Here is a 15,964-nt window from a genome sequence, read left to right on the forward strand (position 1 = left end):
TGCCGATTTCGTGTTCCTCGCCACTCCATCCTTGATTCAGAACCCATGCTCTCCTATCAATCTCCCGCATCCCAGCACCATAGCTTAGTTTAGCCCATCAGTGGCCGGACTTCTGGGGCCAGCTCAATTCGAGGTATCCTGCTGCCCTGTGCTCCAAGCGATGTGGAGTTGTTTAGGGGTTGTTAGAGATGATGTTTGGAAATCCTAACCAAAAAGCATTCGGTTTTCCCGCGCCACTCGCAATCAATCACATCCGTCGATTCAGCCGAAATTCTCGGTTTTTCCGTATGAGCAGGCCTGATTTGACCTCCTGCTTGACTCCGCGAATTCAAAAGACATCATTTCGACCCAATGAAACGGATTGCTCTATTGATCACGCTCGGTGCCGCCGTGTTGTCCCTGAATTCCTGTGGCTTGCCGGGTGCCCTTGCCAGAACGGCAGGTGGTTTGGTCCAGAGCGCCGGCAATCTGGTGAACGCGGTAAACTGACCTACGCGCTTTGCCGCACCGTCCGGCTGCCATCAGGCTCGACGGTGAAATGTAGCCAAAGCGTTCCTGGCGGGAGCATTTCGGGGAATTTATCGCCCCACTCGGCGATGACGATGCCTTCTTGGTCGAGCAATTCGTCCCACCCAAGGGCCACCAACTCCGCGGCGGAATTGAGGCGGTAGAAATCCAAGTGAAACACGGGAAACCGACCGCCGGAGTATTCGTGAACCAATCCGAATGTGGGGCTGGTGACCTCGGCGGTGGATCCTGTCCCTGCGACGAAGCCCTTTGTCCAATGGGTTTTCCCCGCTCCAAGGTCGCCGACCAACGCGATCACGGACCCTGAGCGGGTGGCTTCCGCCATTTTCCGTCCCAGTTTCTCCATCGCGTCGGTTGATTCGGCACGTGCCTGCATGGCTGATTCCGAAAGGGGAATGCACCAGAGTCGATGCCAAAATTCAGTCATGTCGGCTTGCACCGGTTTCCTGTTGCGATCATTTTGCAGCGTCAACCCATGGAAAGACTGCGCCATTCAGATTATGCCGGTTTACTCGATTTCGTGGCGGAGCTTCAAGAGCCGGTGCCGCTGGCGGAGTTTGGCGGACATCTGGTGAAATCCACCGCACGCCTTTTGCCAGGGGCAATCATCGCATTTGACCAGATCGAAGAGGCCAGCGGGCAATACCGCTTTGATCACAACTGTCCGCTTTCCGGTGCCGAACTCGAGCGTCTGTTCAGTCGTCTCAAAGAACTCTATCGGCAAAATCCGATCCACAGCTACATCCAGCGGGGAGGTCGCGAAACGGTGGTGGACATCTCAAATCTCACGTCGCAACGCGATTTCCAAAAGACGGATTTTTATCAGGATATCTTCCGCCCCATCGGCCTCAGGCATCAGGTGAATGTCCTGCTGCCTCGTGGCGGATGGATCAACTCTATGACGATCAACCGGGATCGCCCGGTTTCCGGACGCATCCAAGCCCTGCTCGCGCTGGCCTCACGTCACATCGCCGCCGCCCACCGGACGGCGTGTTTGCTGGAGGAACTGGCGGGGACATCCACGCCACAGCAGACTCGATCCCTGCTCACTCCACGCGAGATCCAAGTGGTGGAATGGCTGGGGGAAGGGAAGAGGAACTCTGAAATCGCGGTCATCCTCGGCTGTTCGCCGCGCACCATCGACAAGCACGTCGAAAACATCCTCCGCAAAACAGGAGCTGAAACGCGGACCGCCGCCGTCAGGACTTCCAAAGGGCGTGGCGAAGGGACGAATACGTAGTTCCACGTATTTACACCGTGGTCGGAAATCGGCAGGATCCGTGGTGTTTCTCCCCCGTTTGTGGCGTGGATTGCCTAACGTCCGCGGCCTGTGATGACTTGCCTTGGCCGTTCCAAGTGGACGGCCAAGGCAAAGTTTCCGTCCCGTGCAACTGCCGGGTTCTATAGCCAATCACGGAAAACCTTGCGCCGATGATTAGATCCTGATAGGTGCGGACATGTTTGGAAAATTTATGGCGGCTTATCTGATGGGATCCTTGATGCTGTTGGCCGCCGATCCGGTTGCTCTATTCAATGGAAAGGATCTCGAAGGCTGGGTTTTCGACAACATCGATCCAAAAATCGACGCAAAATCCGTCTGGTCGGTTGCCGATGGTGTCCTGATTTGCAAAGGACGCCCGCCCGGACTGATGCGCACGGAGAAGGAATATTCCAACTACGAACTAACCGTCGAATGGCGCTGGGCTCCCGGCGGAAAACCCGGCAACAGCGGCGTGCTCATCCACGCCTCCACCCCGAAGCAACTTTTTGTCTGGCCGAAATCCATTGAAGTCCAGCTCGGCACCGGAAACGCCGGTGACTTCTGGACCCTCGGGGAAAAACTCACCGTCACCGGCACCGAGCCGAAAGGCCGCCGATGGGAGAAAAAGGCGGAAAGCTCCGAAAAACCACCCGGCGAATGGAATACCCTGCGCATCCGCTGTCAGGACGCGAAAGCTTCCGTCTGGGTCAACGGAACCCTCATGAACGAAGCGACCGATCTCAGCACCACCAAAGGCGCGATCTGCCTCCAGTGCGAAGACAAGGAAGTCCATTTCCGCAAGGTCGAACTGACACCCATCGAGTGATATCCTGCATTCGCTGAAAATTCGCGTTGATTCATCACCCCATCGCCCGTGAGAGTCGCGCCGCCATGCTCGATATCCGCGTCATCCGCGAAAACCCCGCCGCCGTTCAAGATCGCCTCAAAAACCGCGGCGGAGACCACTGGAAGTTAGTTGACGACGTCCTCGCCTGCGACGAGTCGCGCCGCGCTCTGGAAACCTCCAAGCAGCAGCTCCAGAACTCGCGGAAAACCATTTCCAAGCAAATCGGCATGCTCAAGGGCAAGGGCGAGGACACCAGCGCCATCGAGGCCGAAGTTCGTGGCATCAACGACCAGATCGCCGCGCTCGATGCCGAGACGGAAATCGCCACCGTCCGCCAGAATGATCTTCTCCTCAACATCCCCAATCTCACCCACGAGGCTTGTCCCGTCGGTAGCGATGAAACGGCCAATCCCGTCGTCCGCGAGTGGGGGACCAAACCGGAGCTAACGAATCCGAAGGATCACGTCGAACTCGCGCTCAAGCACGGCCTCATCAACTGGGACGACGGCATCCGCACCGCGGGCTCCGGCTTCGTCGTCTATCGGGGAAAAGGTGCGAAGCTTGAACGCGCGCTCATCAATTTCCTGTTGGATACCCAGACCGCTAACGGCTACGAGGAAGTCAACGTCCCGCACCTCGTCAAACGCGAGTGCATGGAAGGCACCGGCCAGCTCCCGAAATTCGAGGACGACATGTATGGCACCGATGCTGATGAAAACGGCGTCAACAGCCTGTTCCTCGCCCCCACCGCCGAGGTTCCCGTGACCAATCTCTATCGCGATACGCTTCTATCAGAAGGCGATCTGCCGGTGAAGATGGTCGCCTACACTCCTTGCTTCCGCCGCGAAGCCGGATCCGCCGGACGCGACAACAAGGGCATCATCCGCATGCATCAGTTCGACAAGGTCGAGCTCGTCCAGATCGTCCACCCGGACCAAGGCTTCGACGTGCTCGAGCAGCTGACAGGTCACGCCGAATCGATTCTACAAAAACTCGGCCTCCACTACCGGACCATCGAGCTCTGCACCGGCGACATCGGCTTCTCCTCGGCGAAAACCTACGACATCGAAGTCTGGGCACCCGGCCACGGCAAGTATCTCGAAGTTTCGAGCTGCTCGTGCTTCACCGAATACCAGGCGCGCCGCATGAAACTCCGCTTCAAGGATGCGGAAGGAAAGAACCGCTTTCCCCACACCCTCAATGGTTCCGGCACCGCCCTGCCACGGCTTTACGTCGCTTTGTTAGAGCAATGCCAGCAACCGGACGGTTCCATCCGCATCCCGGAGGCGTTGGTACCTTATTTCGGGGCTGCGGTTTTGTGAACCCGCGAATGCCTCAAACCGGGATGTCATCCTCGGGATCAAACTCATTTTCATTCGTCCGCCGGCTGCACTGGCAGTGATCGCGGCAGAGCGCATAAGCCCCGTAGGCGAGCAGTCCTACGATCAACGCACCCCCAATCCATCCCGCCGATTGGCGGGGTGGTTGGCTGCGGAGATTGCGAAGGCGCGAGGCGGCGTAGGCACCGCCCGCCGCGAGCTGTGACTTCGCCTGGTCGGCGAGTTCGCGGGCTCCGTTAGGCAAAGTCGTCCGGGTGGTGTGGGTCAAGAGGCTGCCGATGTCGTCGCGCAGGTGCGAAACGTCCTCGCGCACGCGGTTGAGAAGTCCGGTTGCCCGGCGGTCTTTGAAAAGTGTGTTGTTCATAATGAAGAATGGAGGTTATTTGTTAGCTTCGGTTCAGGGGGTCTTGCCGCGCAGTGATCTTGAGATCGCGGAAACAACGAGCAGGACAAGGAACACAATGAACAGGATTTTGGCGATCGAGGCGGCGGTGCCGGCGATGACGCCGAAGCCGAGAATGCCTGCGATGAGGGCGAGAATGAGGAACGTGAGTGACCAACTTAACATGACTTTGTTTTTCCGTGCCGGAGGTAGATGAAACCATTAGGAACCCGGCGTGTCCCTGACGGTGCTGGATGAAATTCAGTGGCCCAATGCCGTTTCAAAAGTTTGAATCGCTGCTTTGAGTTCCGTAGCGATTTCTGCCAGAATGACCGCATGGCGCGCCTCAAGAGCGCCTTTTTCGAGGGCTCCGTTGACCGTGCGTTCGAGCTCCTTTTCGCCACGCACGCATTCGGCCAGCGTGGCTTCAAGTTCTTCCGTGGACATTTGAGCCCGCAAGCGCAGCCACCAGCGGTGAATGGCTGCTTCCGGACTGCCGTCGACGTCGGGCTTCTCGCCCTGCCTCTCGATGAGGGCGGCGACGTGTTCGACAATCACCTTCCGGCGACCGGCTATTTCAAGAAAAGCCGCTGCCAAGTCTGGCGATTCGACGACTTTTGCCGCTTCGGTGTAGCCGTCGTAGGAATCGACGTAACGCGTAAGCACATTTTGCAACTCGAAAGCATCAGTGACCGGAAGGGTGTCGGAGGCTGGCATACCACCTCTTTCGCAGATCCGATACCAACGCTTTTATCCTGTCGTAACTCGCTGATTTACAGAGCTAAGTTAGTCATTTGGTCCAGCGGAAAACCGGCGCGGATCATGCAGATTGCGCCGCAGGGTGCAAAATGCCTTCAGCGGATTTTTTAGCGGATGGAATCCTGCACAGTGCTCCTGATTTTCAAGGTCACCTCGTCGAGACCGTCTTGAGTGCTGATCACCCGGACGAACGGCTCATCCCGGAGCGAAAGGAAAATTTCCTGACAACGTTGCAGGTTTTCCCGCTTCTCGAATTCGTTCGCCGTATCACCACGGGCACCGATCCGTTGGAGCGCGGCGTCCACATCGAGATCGAGGATGAGCAACAAATCCGGAACCGGCGCGAACTCCTCGTTCCGTCGTCTGATTTCCACCGGGTCGAAACCCCGCGCGCCCTGATAGGCCATCGTCGAGAAATAGTAGCGGTCGAGGATCACGACTTTTCCGGCAGCCAGCGAGGGCTCTATCAGCTCATCGACATGCTGTTGCCGATCGTTCAGGAACAATTGCAGCTCGTCCTCCGGCGACAAGCGTCCGGTGCCTCCTGACTCACGGGCTTTTTTTCCCCACGGCCCGTCGGTCGGTTCGCGGCTCAGTACGACCTCGCGGCCCTGCGCGGTGAACCACTCGCCGAGGCGGCGGGCCTGGGTCGATTTTCCGGTGCCGTCGATTCCCTCGATGACGATGAAGAGTCCGTCCGGCATGATGTTAGAGATATCGGGATTGGAGGTGGGCAAGATAGTCGGCGGTCGATGGAGCGCTGCCGGTGGCCTGTTCGATGAGCTTCGCGGGATCGAGTGTGGAACCGTAGGCATGCACCGATTTCCGCAACCATCCGAGCAGCGGGCGGTAGTCGGCCTGTTGGATCGCGGAGGCGACGGATGGATCTTTCCGCGCGGCCGCGAACAGTTGCGCGGAATTGATATTGCCCAGCGTGTAGGTCGCGAAATATCCGAGTCCGCCCATCGACCAATGGATGTCCTGCAGGCAGCCGTGGCGGTCATCCTCGGGAGCGAATCCGAACAGCTCGCGGAAACCCTCGTTCCATGCGTTAGGGACATCGGCCACGGCGAGACTGCCATTCATCATCTGGCGTTCGATCCCGAACCGCAGGAGAATGTGCAGGTCATACGTCGCTTCGTCCGCCTCCACGCGGATCGGTGAGAACTCCGCCCGCCAGAGATAGCGAAGAAATTTCTCCAGCGGAAATCCGGCGAGCTGCGGGAAACTTTCCTGCGCGGCGGGATACCATTTCTCCCAGAATTCCCGCGACCGGCCGACATGGTTTTCCCACAGCCGGGATTGGGATTCGTGGATGCCCAGTGATACCGCGTTGCCGGATGGCAGACCGAAATCTTCGGCAGGCAGGCCTTGTTCGTAGAGCCCGTGTCCCGCCTCGTGCAGCACACCGAAGAGCGAAGATGTGAAATCCGACTCCATGTAACGGGTTGTTAGGCGAATGTCACGCGGGCCGAGCGTGGTGCAGAACGGATGCGTCGTCGTATCGATCCGGCCCGCATCGAAGTCGAAGCCGATGGATTCCGCAACCTGCGAGTTGAAACGTTGCTGCGCCGCGACAGGATAGGGACCGGGTGGCAGCGAGGGGGCGTGCGATCTGGAATTTTCCACCGCCTTCGCGGCGGTTTCTCTAGCGGAAGGTCGCATTGCATCAAACAATGCTGCGACGGCGGCGGTGCTCGTCGCGCGTTCGTAGCCTTCCAGCAGAGCGTCATATGGCTCATCCCGGTAGCCCCAGAGGTCCGCCTTTTCGCGGGCGATGCCGAGCAGGGTTTCCAAGTGTGGAGCGAACCGTGAAAAATCCGAACGCTCGCGGGCATCGGCCCAGGCGTGCTTGGCCAGCGAACTGGCCACCGAGTCGCGGGCGACGAGTTCGACGGTGAGTTTGGTGGCCCGGTCGAACTCGCGGCGGAGTTCGCGGAGATTCGCGGTGTGTTTGAAATCCGTGCCGGCATCGGCAGCTTCCGCCGCTTCGAGATCCGCTTTCCAAGCGTCCGAAGTGGCGAGCTCATGCGCGCGCGACGACAACCAGGCGAGCTGGTCGGCGCGGTATTTGGCTGCATCGGATGGCAGATAGGTTTCCTGATCCCAACCGATGACCGCGGCGGAAGAATTGATCACCGCCAGTTCGCGGGCTTTCTCGAAAATCGACATGCGCGATTTCTGAAGGAATCCCGCGTGAAGGCAAAGGCCGAAAATCCGGAATGCCTGGTTCAGTAGGCAGGAGGTCTGGTCTGCGGCCGACCCGCCCTGCGGAAAATGGATGCAGCTTCAATCTCCACTGGGTGGGGGAAACCCGGCGCAGGCGGGGAGATTGGTCGGAGTATCTGAAGCCCTGCGCGTAGGATCTGCCGATCGATTGCTCTTCAATTTTAATGTCTGGTTTGAGAAGCCCTCCCCAGGAGCTCTTCCGATAGACGAAGACGCGGCCTTTTCCCTTGGGGATCGGCGGCATGGTCTTGAGCGCCTCGGCGTAGGTGGGGCCGTTGGCGCAACTGACGAAACCGAGTGCTGAGGCTGCGAGGATGGCGGAGATGGTCGGGTGATAGAATTTGATGAATGTTATGGAGAGTGGGCGCCAGTAGGGATGATGGAAGGAGTCAAACGAAGTAGCAGATAGTTGAAGCCGGGCAATGTGATCGAAAAAAAGCCCGTCGCCTTTGGAGGGCGGCGGGCTTGGGAGAGGGAGAGGTGCTGCAAGACGCAGCAACCACGATGGATCAGATGGCGGCGAGGATGCTGTTGAAGGTCTCGCTGGGGCGGAGGGCTGCGTTGGCTTTCGCGTCGTCCGGGAGGTAGTAGCCGCCGATGTCGACGGGTTTGCCTTGGACGGCTAGCAGCTCCTCGACGATGCGGGCTTCGTGGGTGAAGAGTTGCTCGGCGACGGGGGTGAAGATGGCCTTGAGGTCCGCGTCGTTATCCTGTGCGGCGAGGGCTTCGGCCCAGTAGAGGGCGAGGTAGAAATGCGAGCCGCGGTTGTCGATGGTGCCGAGCTTGCGGCCGGGGGAGCGGTCGAATTCAAGGAACTTGCCGGTGGCTGCGTCGAGGGTATCGGCGAGGACCTTGGCTTTTGGCAGGCTGAAGACTTCGCTGATCTGCTCGAACGATGGAGCCAAGGCGAAGAACTCGCCGAGGGAATCCCAGCGCAGGTAGTTTTCCTGGGTGAATTGCTCGACGTGTTTCGGCGCGGAGCCGCCGGCACCGGTTTCGAAGAGGCCGCCGCCGTTCATGAGGGGGACGATGGAGAGCATCTTGGCGGAGGTGCCGACTTCGAGGATGGGGAAGAGGTCGGTGTTGTAGTCGCGCAGGACGTTGCCGGTGACGGAGATGGTGTCCTTGCCTTGGACGATGCGCTCTAACGAGAAGGTGCAGGCTTCGGCAGGCGGGAGGATGCGGAGGTCTAGGCCGGAGGTGTCGTGGTCCTTGAGATAAGTTTCGACCTTGGTGATGATCTGGGCGTCGTGGGCGCGGTTTTTATCGAGCCAGAAGACGGCGGGATCGCCGGAAGCGCGGGCGCGTTTGACGGCGAGTTTTACCCAATCCTGGATGGGAGCGTCCTTGGTTTGGCAGGCGCGCCAGATGTCGCCGGCTTCGACTTCGTGGGAGAGCAGGACGTTTCCGCTGGAGTCGGTGACGTTGACGGTGCCTTTGGCGGGGATTTCGAAGGTCTTGTTATGGGAGCCGTATTCCTCGGCGGCCTGGGCCATGAGGCCGACGTTTGGAACTGAGCCCATGGTCTTGGGATCGAGCGCGCCGTTCTTTTTGCAGAAGTCGATGGTGGCTTGATAGATGCCGGCGTAGCAGGAGTCGGGGATGACAGCGAGGGTGTCGCCGGTTTTGCCAGCGGCGTCCCAGACTTTTCCACCAGCACGGATCATGGCCGGCATGGAGGCATCGACGATGACGTCGGACGGGACGTGGAGGTTGGTGATGCCTTTGTCGGAGTTCACCATGGAGAGGGCTGGGCCGTTCGCGTAGGCGGCTTGGATGTCGGCTTCGATCTCCGCCTTTTTATCGGCGGGGAGTTTTTCCAATTTTGCGACGAGGTCACCGAAGCCGTTGCGGAAATCGACGCCGAGCTCCTTGAGGGTTGCGGCGTGTTTGGAGATGAGGTCCTTGAAGAAGACTTCGACGGCGACGCCGAAGATGATGGGATCGCTGACCTTCATCATGGTGGCCTTCATGTGGAGCGAGAGGAGGACGTTTTCCTTTTTCGCGAGGGCGATCTGCTGCCCGAGGAAATCGACGAGCGCGGCCTTGCTCATGAAGGTGGCGTCGAGGATTTCACCGGCCTTGAGCGGAGTGGATTCCTTGAGGACTTTGGTGGTGCCGTCCGCGCCGACGAACTCGATTTTGACATCGGTGGCGGCGGGGACGCAGACGGATTTTTCGTTGGAGAAGAAATCGCCCTTGCCGTCCATGGAGCCGACGGTGGTTTTGGAATCGGCGGACCATTTGCCCATGCTGTGCGGGTGGGCCTTGGCGTAGTCCTTGACGGCCTTCGGCGCGCGGCGGTCGGAGTTGCCCTCGCGAAGGACGGGGTTCACGGCGCTGCCCATGACTTTCGCGTAGCGGGCATCGGTCTCGGCGGTGCCGGGGAAATTCGGGAGCGAGTAGCCTTTCGATTGGAGTTCGGCGACGGCCGCCTTGAGCTGCGGGACGGAGGCGGAAACGTTTGGGAGCTTAATGATGTTGGCCTCGGGGGTGAGGGTCAGCGCGCCGAGTTCGGAGAGGGCGTCGGCGATTTGCTGGTCAGCAGTGAGGAAGTCCGGGAATTGGGAAATGATGCGGCCGGCGAGCGAGATGTCGCGGGTTTCCACGGTGATGCCCGAGTGCTTGGTGAAGGCTTGGACGATGGGGAGAAAAGAGTAGGTCGCGAGCGCGGGGGCTTCGTCGGTCTTCGTGTAGATGATGGTAGGGGTCTCGGACATGATCTTGCGTTGTGAAATGCGTCAGCCGTGTAGGGCATCGGCGGGGCAGGGTCAAAAGCAATTGCTTCGCCAATTTGAGGCCGATTTTCAGCGTTTGTGCATCGTACATTCAAAGCCTTGTGAATAACTTGTGAAGCTCGTCGTGAAATGTCTGTCGAGGGCATTCCCTGCGAACGGGGTAGGGGATTTCCGTAGGCCGACCGTTTCACTCCCCGGTGTCACCATGACGCGAGTTATTCCCATTGTTGAGATGGCTTTAAACGGATGATCGATTTGTTACTTATTGAAAACAAATCAATTGGGAGGTTGCTGGGCGGTTGCTCGCGATTGTTGGCAAGTTATTCACAATCACGTGACATTGATTGATCGAGAAAATCAGGACAATTTTCAAGAAGCGTTGAACCAATGTGGACGGGCGAAAACACTTAAGAATTCCGATGTTAACAACTTGGGGAAATGTGCTGGATTTGCATTCATTTTCGCCCTGAAAACCGACGTTTTTGAGGATTCGCGCAAAAAAGGTTTGAATGCCTGATCGCATGCTGTTTGAGCGAATCCCAATGGCGGGCTGACCTCGACCATGATTCGGTCGATTCCGTGAATTCTTTGCGCTTTACGCAGGGCCGCGATCCCTTCAGACAAGGTGCCCCGCTGCATGAAAGCCATGCCGCATCTCTGTTAAATCCATTCAAACATCCAATCATGGACATCCAAATCGCCACTCTTTGTGACTTCGCCGCCGACTATAACGGCAAGCTCGTCATTTCCGGAACCTTCGACACGCTTGCGGCCCGTGCCGTGCCTGTAGTGCACCCGTCGTGTGCCCTTGCCATGCGTTTCTGCTTCACTCCGGAAGATGCGGGCCGTCACAAGCTCTCCATCAACATCATCAACGAGGACGGCGAATCGCTCGATCCGAACAACATGCCGATCGAGCCCGAGTTCGAAGTGCAGCTTCCGAAGAACGTGCCGTTCCTGACCCGCAACATCGTCATGAACCTGCAAGGCCTCCGCTTCGAAGACGCCGGCATCTATTCCATCGACATCGGTTGCGACGGGGAAATCCTCGTTCGTTTGCCACTCCGTATCGTTCAAGTCACGCAAGGCGCGAACGGCGAAACTCAGATGGCGTAATCCATCGGCATGGTGTATCAAACCGCCATGCCACCAACCGCTTCCTTTTCTTGTGCCCTCGTCACCGGTGCTTCATCCGGACTGGGCGAGGAGTTCGCATTTCAAATCGCGCCACGAGTCGGCAAGCTCGTTCTCGTGGCGCGTCGCGAGACTCTGTTATCGCAGCTCGCGGACCGCATTCGTTCGAAATTTCCGCATGTCGCTGTCGCGGTGTTTGCCGTCGATCTGAACGTTTCTGCCGAGCGCGAGCAATTGGTGAAAAACCTAACATCCGCGGGATTCCTGCCGGACCTGTTGGTCAACAACGCGGGCCTTGGTGATTACGGCGAATTCGCCACGGCGGAGTGGGACAAGCTGCAGTCGATGCTGAGTGTCAACATCGAGGCGCTCACCCATCTCAGCCACTCGTTGCTTCCCGAAATGATCCGGCGCGGAGGCGGGGCGATCATCAACGTGAGCTCGCTCGCCAGCGTGATTCCGATTCCCGACTTCGCGGTGTATGCGGCGACGAAAGCCTACGTGACGAGTTTCTCCGAAGCACTGCGCATCGAACTGCGCGAGCATCACATCCCGGTGCTGGCGGTTTGCCCCGGTCCGGTTAGGACCGAATTTGGGCAGGTGTCCAAGCGCTCGCCGGAATCTCGGGGGATGCCTACCAAGAAATCGTTCTACGTTCCCAAAGAGCAGGTCGTCGCCGAATCTCTGGCGGCACTGGACCGGAAGTCCGCAAGAGTTTATCCCGGATTGAAGACCGCCGCCGCGGCACTCGTTCTATCAGCGCTGCCGATGGTCGTGCTGCGCTTCGCGATGGGGTTCAGGCCGAGGCGGTGATGAAGCCGGCAATCACTTTGCCTGATCCCGCTTTTTTGCCATTCTCGATTCTCGAATCAAGGGTGTTTGGATCAGAAATGCTGCCAGGAAACAGAAAACAATATCCGGAATGAAAGTCGGATGGAGGCTCGGCGTGAGCGGAATCCGATAGGCGGAGATCGCGAGCGTCGTTCCGACGATGAGGTGGAACGGGCCTAACAAACGGATGAATCCGAAGAAACTTGCCGGACGAAGGCAGGCCAGTGCCGAGCCAATCCCGATGCAGCCGAATGTGGAGGAGGCCATCCGCAGCCAATAGTTCAGCAGGGGGTCATAAGCAATCCTGTCGGCTCCCATGTCCTGGAGCTGGCCCGCGGCGGAGTTCCAAGTGGAGAAGGTGAATATGAACGAGATTCCCCACCCACATGCGCTGAGGAGCAGGCCTAGCCTAAGGATATTCAGCCAAATGCGCTCGGTCGGCAGCATGATCAACAGGTGAGGAGCAAAGATTCCTGTCTGATAGACAGGAATTTCCACGGATTAAACCCGCTCGGCCATCGGCTTATAGCTGCGCAGCGTCTCGCCGGTGTAGATCTGGCGGGGACGGTTGATGCGGCTGTCCGGATCGTCCATGACTTCCTTGTAGTTCGCGACCCAGCCGGGCATGCGGCCGATGGCGAAAAGAACGGTGAACATATCCATCGGGATGCCGATGGCGCGCATGATGATGCCGCTGTAGAAATCGACGTTCGGATAGAGCTTCCGAGAGACAAAATATTCGTCGTGGAGGGCGACCTCCTCCAGCTTCTTGGCGATGTCGAGCAATGGATCCGAAACATTGAGCTGGGCGAGCACCTTGTCGCACTGTTCCTTGATGATGACGGCGCGCGGATCGAAGCTCTTGTAAACGCGATGGCCGAAGCCCATCAGGCGGCGGTTGCCGACCTTGTTTTTGACTTGTTCGAGGAATTTGCTGCCATCGTCGCCCTCATTGTGGATTTCCTCGAGCATTTCGAGAACCGCCTGGTTCGCGCCGCCATGAAGGGGGCCCCAGAGGGCGCAGACTCCGGCGGAGCACGAGGCGTAAACGTTCGCCTTGCTGGAGGCGACCATGCGCACCGTGGACGTGGAGCAGTTTTGTTCGTGGTCCGCGTGGAGAAGGAAAATGAGATCGAGCGCTTTGACGACTTCCGGATTCAACTGATATTCCTCATTCGGAAGGGAGAACATCATGTGGAGAAAATTCTCCGTGTATTTCAGGTTGCTCTTCGGATAGGTGGGAGGGAGTCCGTGAGCCTTGCGATAGGAACTGGTGGCGATGGTACGGACTTGGGAAATGAGTCGGGCCGCTTGGAATGGGAACGCGTCCTTCGGGCATTTGCCGCGGTTTTCGGCACTCGGATAGGCACCCGACGCATGGATCATGGCCGAGAGAATCGACATCGGATGCGCGCTCGGAGGAAAGGCATCGAAGTGGAATCTCAAGTCCTCATGCAACATCTGGGTCCGGGTGAGCTGGTTCGAAAAACCTTGAAGCTCGGCAGCGGTGGGAAGCTCGCCATAAATCAGCAGGTAGGCGGTCTCGATGAAGGTGCTTTTTTTCGCGAGCTCGGCAATGTCATAGCCGCGGTATTGGAGGATGCCTTTTTCACCGTCGATGAAAGTGATCGCGCTCTTGCAGGCGCCGGTGTTGCCGTATCCGGGGTCCAGCGTGATGCAGCCGGTTTTGGCGCGAAGCGTGCTCACGTCGATCCCCACTTCGTTCTCGGTTCCAACTACGGTCGGCAGCGTGAGAGGCTTGCCATCGATGATCAATTCCACTGTTCCGTTCATGCGGGGACGTTTTAGACTGCCCTGCATGAATTATGCCAGCTTCCATTGCATCGATTTTCGATCAATTCGATTCACCTCGCCGGCGAATCTCATTCACCTGCATCCGGATAGGAACCGAGCAGTTTCACCAGCGAGCAATGGTTGCCCAATTCCTCCAACGCCTCGGAAACCTTGGTGTCGTCGCAGTGGCCGGCGAGATCGACGTAGAAAATGTATTCCCAATCCTTGCGCTTCGACGGGCGGGACTCGATTTTCGACATGTTAATGTGAAATTGGTCGAACGCCTGCAGCGCTTTTACCAGCGAGCCGGGCCGGTCATGGATTGCGAAAAGGATGGAAGTCCGATCGTTGCCGGTCGGCGGGCAGGGTTTTTCGCCGATGACGAGGAAGCGCGTGGTGTTGGTCGCGCGGTCCTGGATGGATTCCTCCAACAGCGTCAGTCCATACATTTCCGCGGCCAGCGGGCCACCGAGAGCGGCGGCTCCCTGCGCTGCTTGATCCTTGGCGATCTGGGCGGCCTTGGTGGTGGACGAAACCTCGACGAGATCCGCATTCGGGAAATTTCTCAGAATCCATGCCCGGCACTGGCCGAAAACCTGCGGATGGGAATACAGTGTCTTGATCTGCTCTCGCGGAATCGCGGCCATCAGTCCGTTTTCGATGCGGAGTAAAATCTGCGCGCAGATGTGCAGCGGCGAATCCACAAACAGATCCAGTGTGTGTGAAACCGCGCCCTCCGTGGAGTTTTCAATCGGCACGACGCCGTAGTTCGCGGCGCGGCGGGCGACCTGGTCGAAGACGTCGGAGAAATTCGGTTGCGCGGAATAGTTCACCGAGTGGCCGAATTTCTTGATCGCCGCCTGATGCGTCCACGTTCCTTCCGGCCCGAGATAGGCGATAGTTAGATCGTCCTCCAGCGCAAGGGCGGCGGACATGATTTCCCGATAGATCGCGCGGATGGATTTTTCCGGCAGGCGGCCCTTGTTCATCTCGATGAGCCGCCGCAGCAGGGCTTCCTCGCGCTCGGGAGCATAAATCTGCAGGCCGTCGCGTTTTTTCACAACGCCGACTTCATGAACGAGATCCGCGCGGCGGGAAAGCAGGTCTAGCAGGTCTTGGTCGATCGTGTCGATCTGGCGGCGGATATCGTCGAGATTCACAGGCAAATAAAAATGTTAGGCTTCGTTGGAGGATTCGTCTCCGGCCGCGGCGGCGGGAATGCCGACCGCGCCGAGGGCAAGCTGGTGCCCGGATTCGGCGGCAGGGACGGGCGCGGTTGCCGGTTCGGGCAGCTTTACCTTGCGGAGCTCCGTGGCATTCGGGAGGTCGTCGATGGAGCGGATGCCGAAGTGTTCGAAAAACAGATCGGTCGTTTCATAAAGCAGCGGCCGTCCCGGAAGTTCCGCCCGGCCGCCGATGCGGATCAGGTCGCGATCGAGGAGTTTCTGGATCATCCCGTCGCACGCCACGCCGCGGACGGCTTCGATGGCGGCCTTGGTGATCGGCTGGCGGTAGGCGATGATCGCGAGCGTTTCCAGCGCGGCCGCCGAGAGCCGCTGTGGGCGTCTGGCGAGCTGCGCGCGTTCGATGGCCTCGGTGTACTCTGCGCGCGTGAGGATCTGCCAGCCGCCACCGATCTCCGTCAACTCGACGCCATGCCCGTCAACATCGTAGTGCTCGCGTATCTCCTCCAGCGCGGCCTGGATGGCCGCCGGGGAGGCCTCGGTGTCGAGCGACGCGAGCTCGTCGGCCGGAATGGGCCGACCGCTCGCGAACAACGCAGCTTCAAGCAGCTTCGCCAGCGATGTCACTGATGATCTCCACTGATCCAAACGCGTGAGGCTGATCCAGGCGCAATTCGCCCCGGCGCGCGAGCTCCAGCAGCGCCAGCAGCATCGACAACACTTCCCAGGGCTCGGCGCCGCGGCCCAGCATGTCGCGCCATGACGCGCGGGCGCGCAGTGCGAGCACCGCACGGATGGTCGCCATGGCGCCTTCGAGATCGAGTGCTCGCGGAATGACGTCGTGGATGGATGGGTCGCGCACCATCCGCAGCACACGGTCGACGGCGGCGAGCAGCTCCGGCAGCGTCAGCGCGAGCGCGTTCGGCGTCGGCGGTGC

At 59.0% G+C, this 15,964-nt stretch carries 18 protein-coding genes and 1 pseudogene; 6 read left to right on the forward strand and 13 right to left on the reverse strand.

All coding sequences use genetic code 11. The features are described 5' to 3' along the window. Positions 1-351: 351 nt before the first annotated feature. Entirely contained in the window at positions 352-489 is a 138-nt protein-coding gene (locus ABIQ96_RS22860; RefSeq protein ID WP_348216969.1) for a hypothetical protein, read from the forward strand. Between the two features lies 1 nt (position 490). On the opposite strand, the gene tsaE is transcribed toward ABIQ96_RS22860, so the two are convergent. After that, a complete protein-coding gene (gene tsaE / locus ABIQ96_RS22865) occupies positions 491-904 on the reverse strand; it encodes a tRNA (adenosine(37)-N6)-threonylcarbamoyltransferase complex ATPase subunit type 1 TsaE (protein WP_348216970.1) in 414 nt (137 codons plus the stop codon). 99 nt (positions 905-1,003) lie between these two features. Between tsaE and ABIQ96_RS22870 the strand changes: the two genes are divergently transcribed. The 3 genes from ABIQ96_RS22870 to serS all read left to right on the forward strand — a co-directional run bounded on the left by ABIQ96_RS22870 (position 1,004) and on the right by serS (position 3,958). Then, entirely contained in the window at positions 1,004-1,768 is a 765-nt protein-coding gene (locus ABIQ96_RS22870; protein ID WP_348216971.1) for a helix-turn-helix transcriptional regulator, read from the forward strand. 217 nt (positions 1,769-1,985) lie between these two features. Beyond that, positions 1,986-2,615 (forward strand): DUF1080 domain-containing protein, encoded by a 630-nt coding sequence (locus tag ABIQ96_RS22875; protein WP_348216972.1) that lies wholly within the window; start codon positions 1,986-1,988, stop codon positions 2,613-2,615. A 65-nt stretch (positions 2,616-2,680) separates the two neighbouring features. Then, positions 2,681-3,958: a serine--tRNA ligase gene (serS, locus tag ABIQ96_RS22880; RefSeq protein WP_348216973.1), complete on the forward strand. Its 1,278-nt coding sequence runs from the start codon at positions 2,681-2,683 to the stop codon at positions 3,956-3,958. Between the two features lie 13 nt (positions 3,959-3,971). Here serS and ABIQ96_RS22885 read toward each other — a convergent pair whose 3' ends face one another. The 7 genes from ABIQ96_RS22885 to ABIQ96_RS22915 all read right to left on the reverse strand — a co-directional run bounded on the left by ABIQ96_RS22885 (position 3,972) and on the right by ABIQ96_RS22915 (position 10,732). Further along, positions 3,972-4,340 carry a hypothetical protein gene (locus tag ABIQ96_RS22885; protein WP_348216974.1) on the reverse strand — a complete coding sequence of 123 codons (369 nt, stop codon included), beginning with the start codon at positions 4,338-4,340 and terminating at the stop codon, positions 3,972-3,974. Positions 4,341-4,373: 33 nt separating this feature from the next. Continuing rightward, a complete protein-coding gene (locus tag ABIQ96_RS22890) occupies positions 4,374-4,544 on the reverse strand; it encodes a DUF1328 domain-containing protein (protein ID WP_348216975.1) in 171 nt (56 codons plus the stop codon). A gap of 75 nt (positions 4,545-4,619) precedes the next feature. After that, on the reverse strand, positions 4,620-5,075 hold the full coding sequence (locus ABIQ96_RS22895) for a PA2169 family four-helix-bundle protein (RefSeq protein ID WP_348216976.1): 456 nt from the start codon (positions 5,073-5,075) through the stop codon (positions 4,620-4,622). A gap of 149 nt (positions 5,076-5,224) precedes the next feature. Further along, entirely contained in the window at positions 5,225-5,854 is a 630-nt protein-coding gene (gene tmk, locus ABIQ96_RS22900; protein WP_348216977.1) for a dTMP kinase, read from the reverse strand. Continuing rightward, positions 5,826-7,289, reverse strand: coding sequence for a carboxypeptidase M32 (locus tag ABIQ96_RS22905; protein ID WP_348216978.1), 1,464 nt, complete (start codon positions 7,287-7,289; stop codon positions 5,826-5,828). The genes tmk and ABIQ96_RS22905 overlap by 29 nt, the downstream gene beginning before the upstream one ends. A gap of 566 nt (positions 7,290-7,855) precedes the next feature. Next, on the reverse strand, positions 7,856-10,066 hold the full coding sequence (locus tag ABIQ96_RS22910) for an NADP-dependent isocitrate dehydrogenase (protein ID WP_348216979.1): 2,211 nt from the start codon (positions 10,064-10,066) through the stop codon (positions 7,856-7,858). 387 nt (positions 10,067-10,453) lie between these two features. Beyond that, entirely contained in the window at positions 10,454-10,732 is a 279-nt protein-coding gene (locus ABIQ96_RS22915) for a hypothetical protein (RefSeq protein WP_348216980.1), read from the reverse strand. Between the two features lie 36 nt (positions 10,733-10,768). Between ABIQ96_RS22915 and ABIQ96_RS22920 the strand changes: the two genes are divergently transcribed. After that, entirely contained in the window at positions 10,769-11,200 is a 432-nt protein-coding gene (locus ABIQ96_RS22920) for a hypothetical protein (protein ID WP_348216981.1), read from the forward strand. Positions 11,201-11,227: 27 nt separating this feature from the next. Further along, positions 11,228-12,031, forward strand: coding sequence for an SDR family oxidoreductase (locus ABIQ96_RS22925; protein WP_348216982.1), 804 nt, complete (start codon positions 11,228-11,230; stop codon positions 12,029-12,031). A 12-nt stretch (positions 12,032-12,043) separates the two neighbouring features. On the opposite strand, the gene ABIQ96_RS22930 is transcribed toward ABIQ96_RS22925, so the two are convergent. The 5 genes and pseudogenes from ABIQ96_RS22930 to ABIQ96_RS22950 form a co-directional block, all read right to left on the reverse strand. Then, entirely contained in the window at positions 12,044-12,547 is a 504-nt protein-coding gene (locus ABIQ96_RS22930; protein ID WP_348216983.1) for a hypothetical protein, read from the reverse strand. 3 nt (positions 12,548-12,550) lie between these two features. Next, positions 12,551-13,843 (reverse strand): citrate synthase, encoded by a 1,293-nt coding sequence (locus ABIQ96_RS22935; protein WP_348216984.1) that lies wholly within the window; start codon positions 13,841-13,843, stop codon positions 12,551-12,553. An 89-nt stretch (positions 13,844-13,932) separates the two neighbouring features. Continuing rightward, a complete protein-coding gene (gene pheA, locus ABIQ96_RS22940) occupies positions 13,933-15,003 on the reverse strand; it encodes a prephenate dehydratase (RefSeq protein WP_348216985.1) in 1,071 nt (356 codons plus the stop codon). Positions 15,004-15,018: 15 nt separating this feature from the next. Continuing rightward, on the reverse strand, positions 15,019-15,654 hold the full coding sequence (scpB, locus tag ABIQ96_RS22945; protein ID WP_348216986.1) for an SMC-Scp complex subunit ScpB: 636 nt from the start codon (positions 15,652-15,654) through the stop codon (positions 15,019-15,021). Then, a pseudogene (locus tag ABIQ96_RS22950) lies at positions 15,629-15,964 on the reverse strand (hypothetical protein); the annotation flags it as partial. The pseudogene ABIQ96_RS22950 and the gene scpB, both read right to left, overlap by 26 nt.

Origin of the sequence: Luteolibacter sp., from assembly GCF_039920825.1 — a bacterium.
Taxonomy (GTDB): domain Bacteria; phylum Verrucomicrobiota; class Verrucomicrobiia; order Verrucomicrobiales; family Akkermansiaceae; genus Luteolibacter.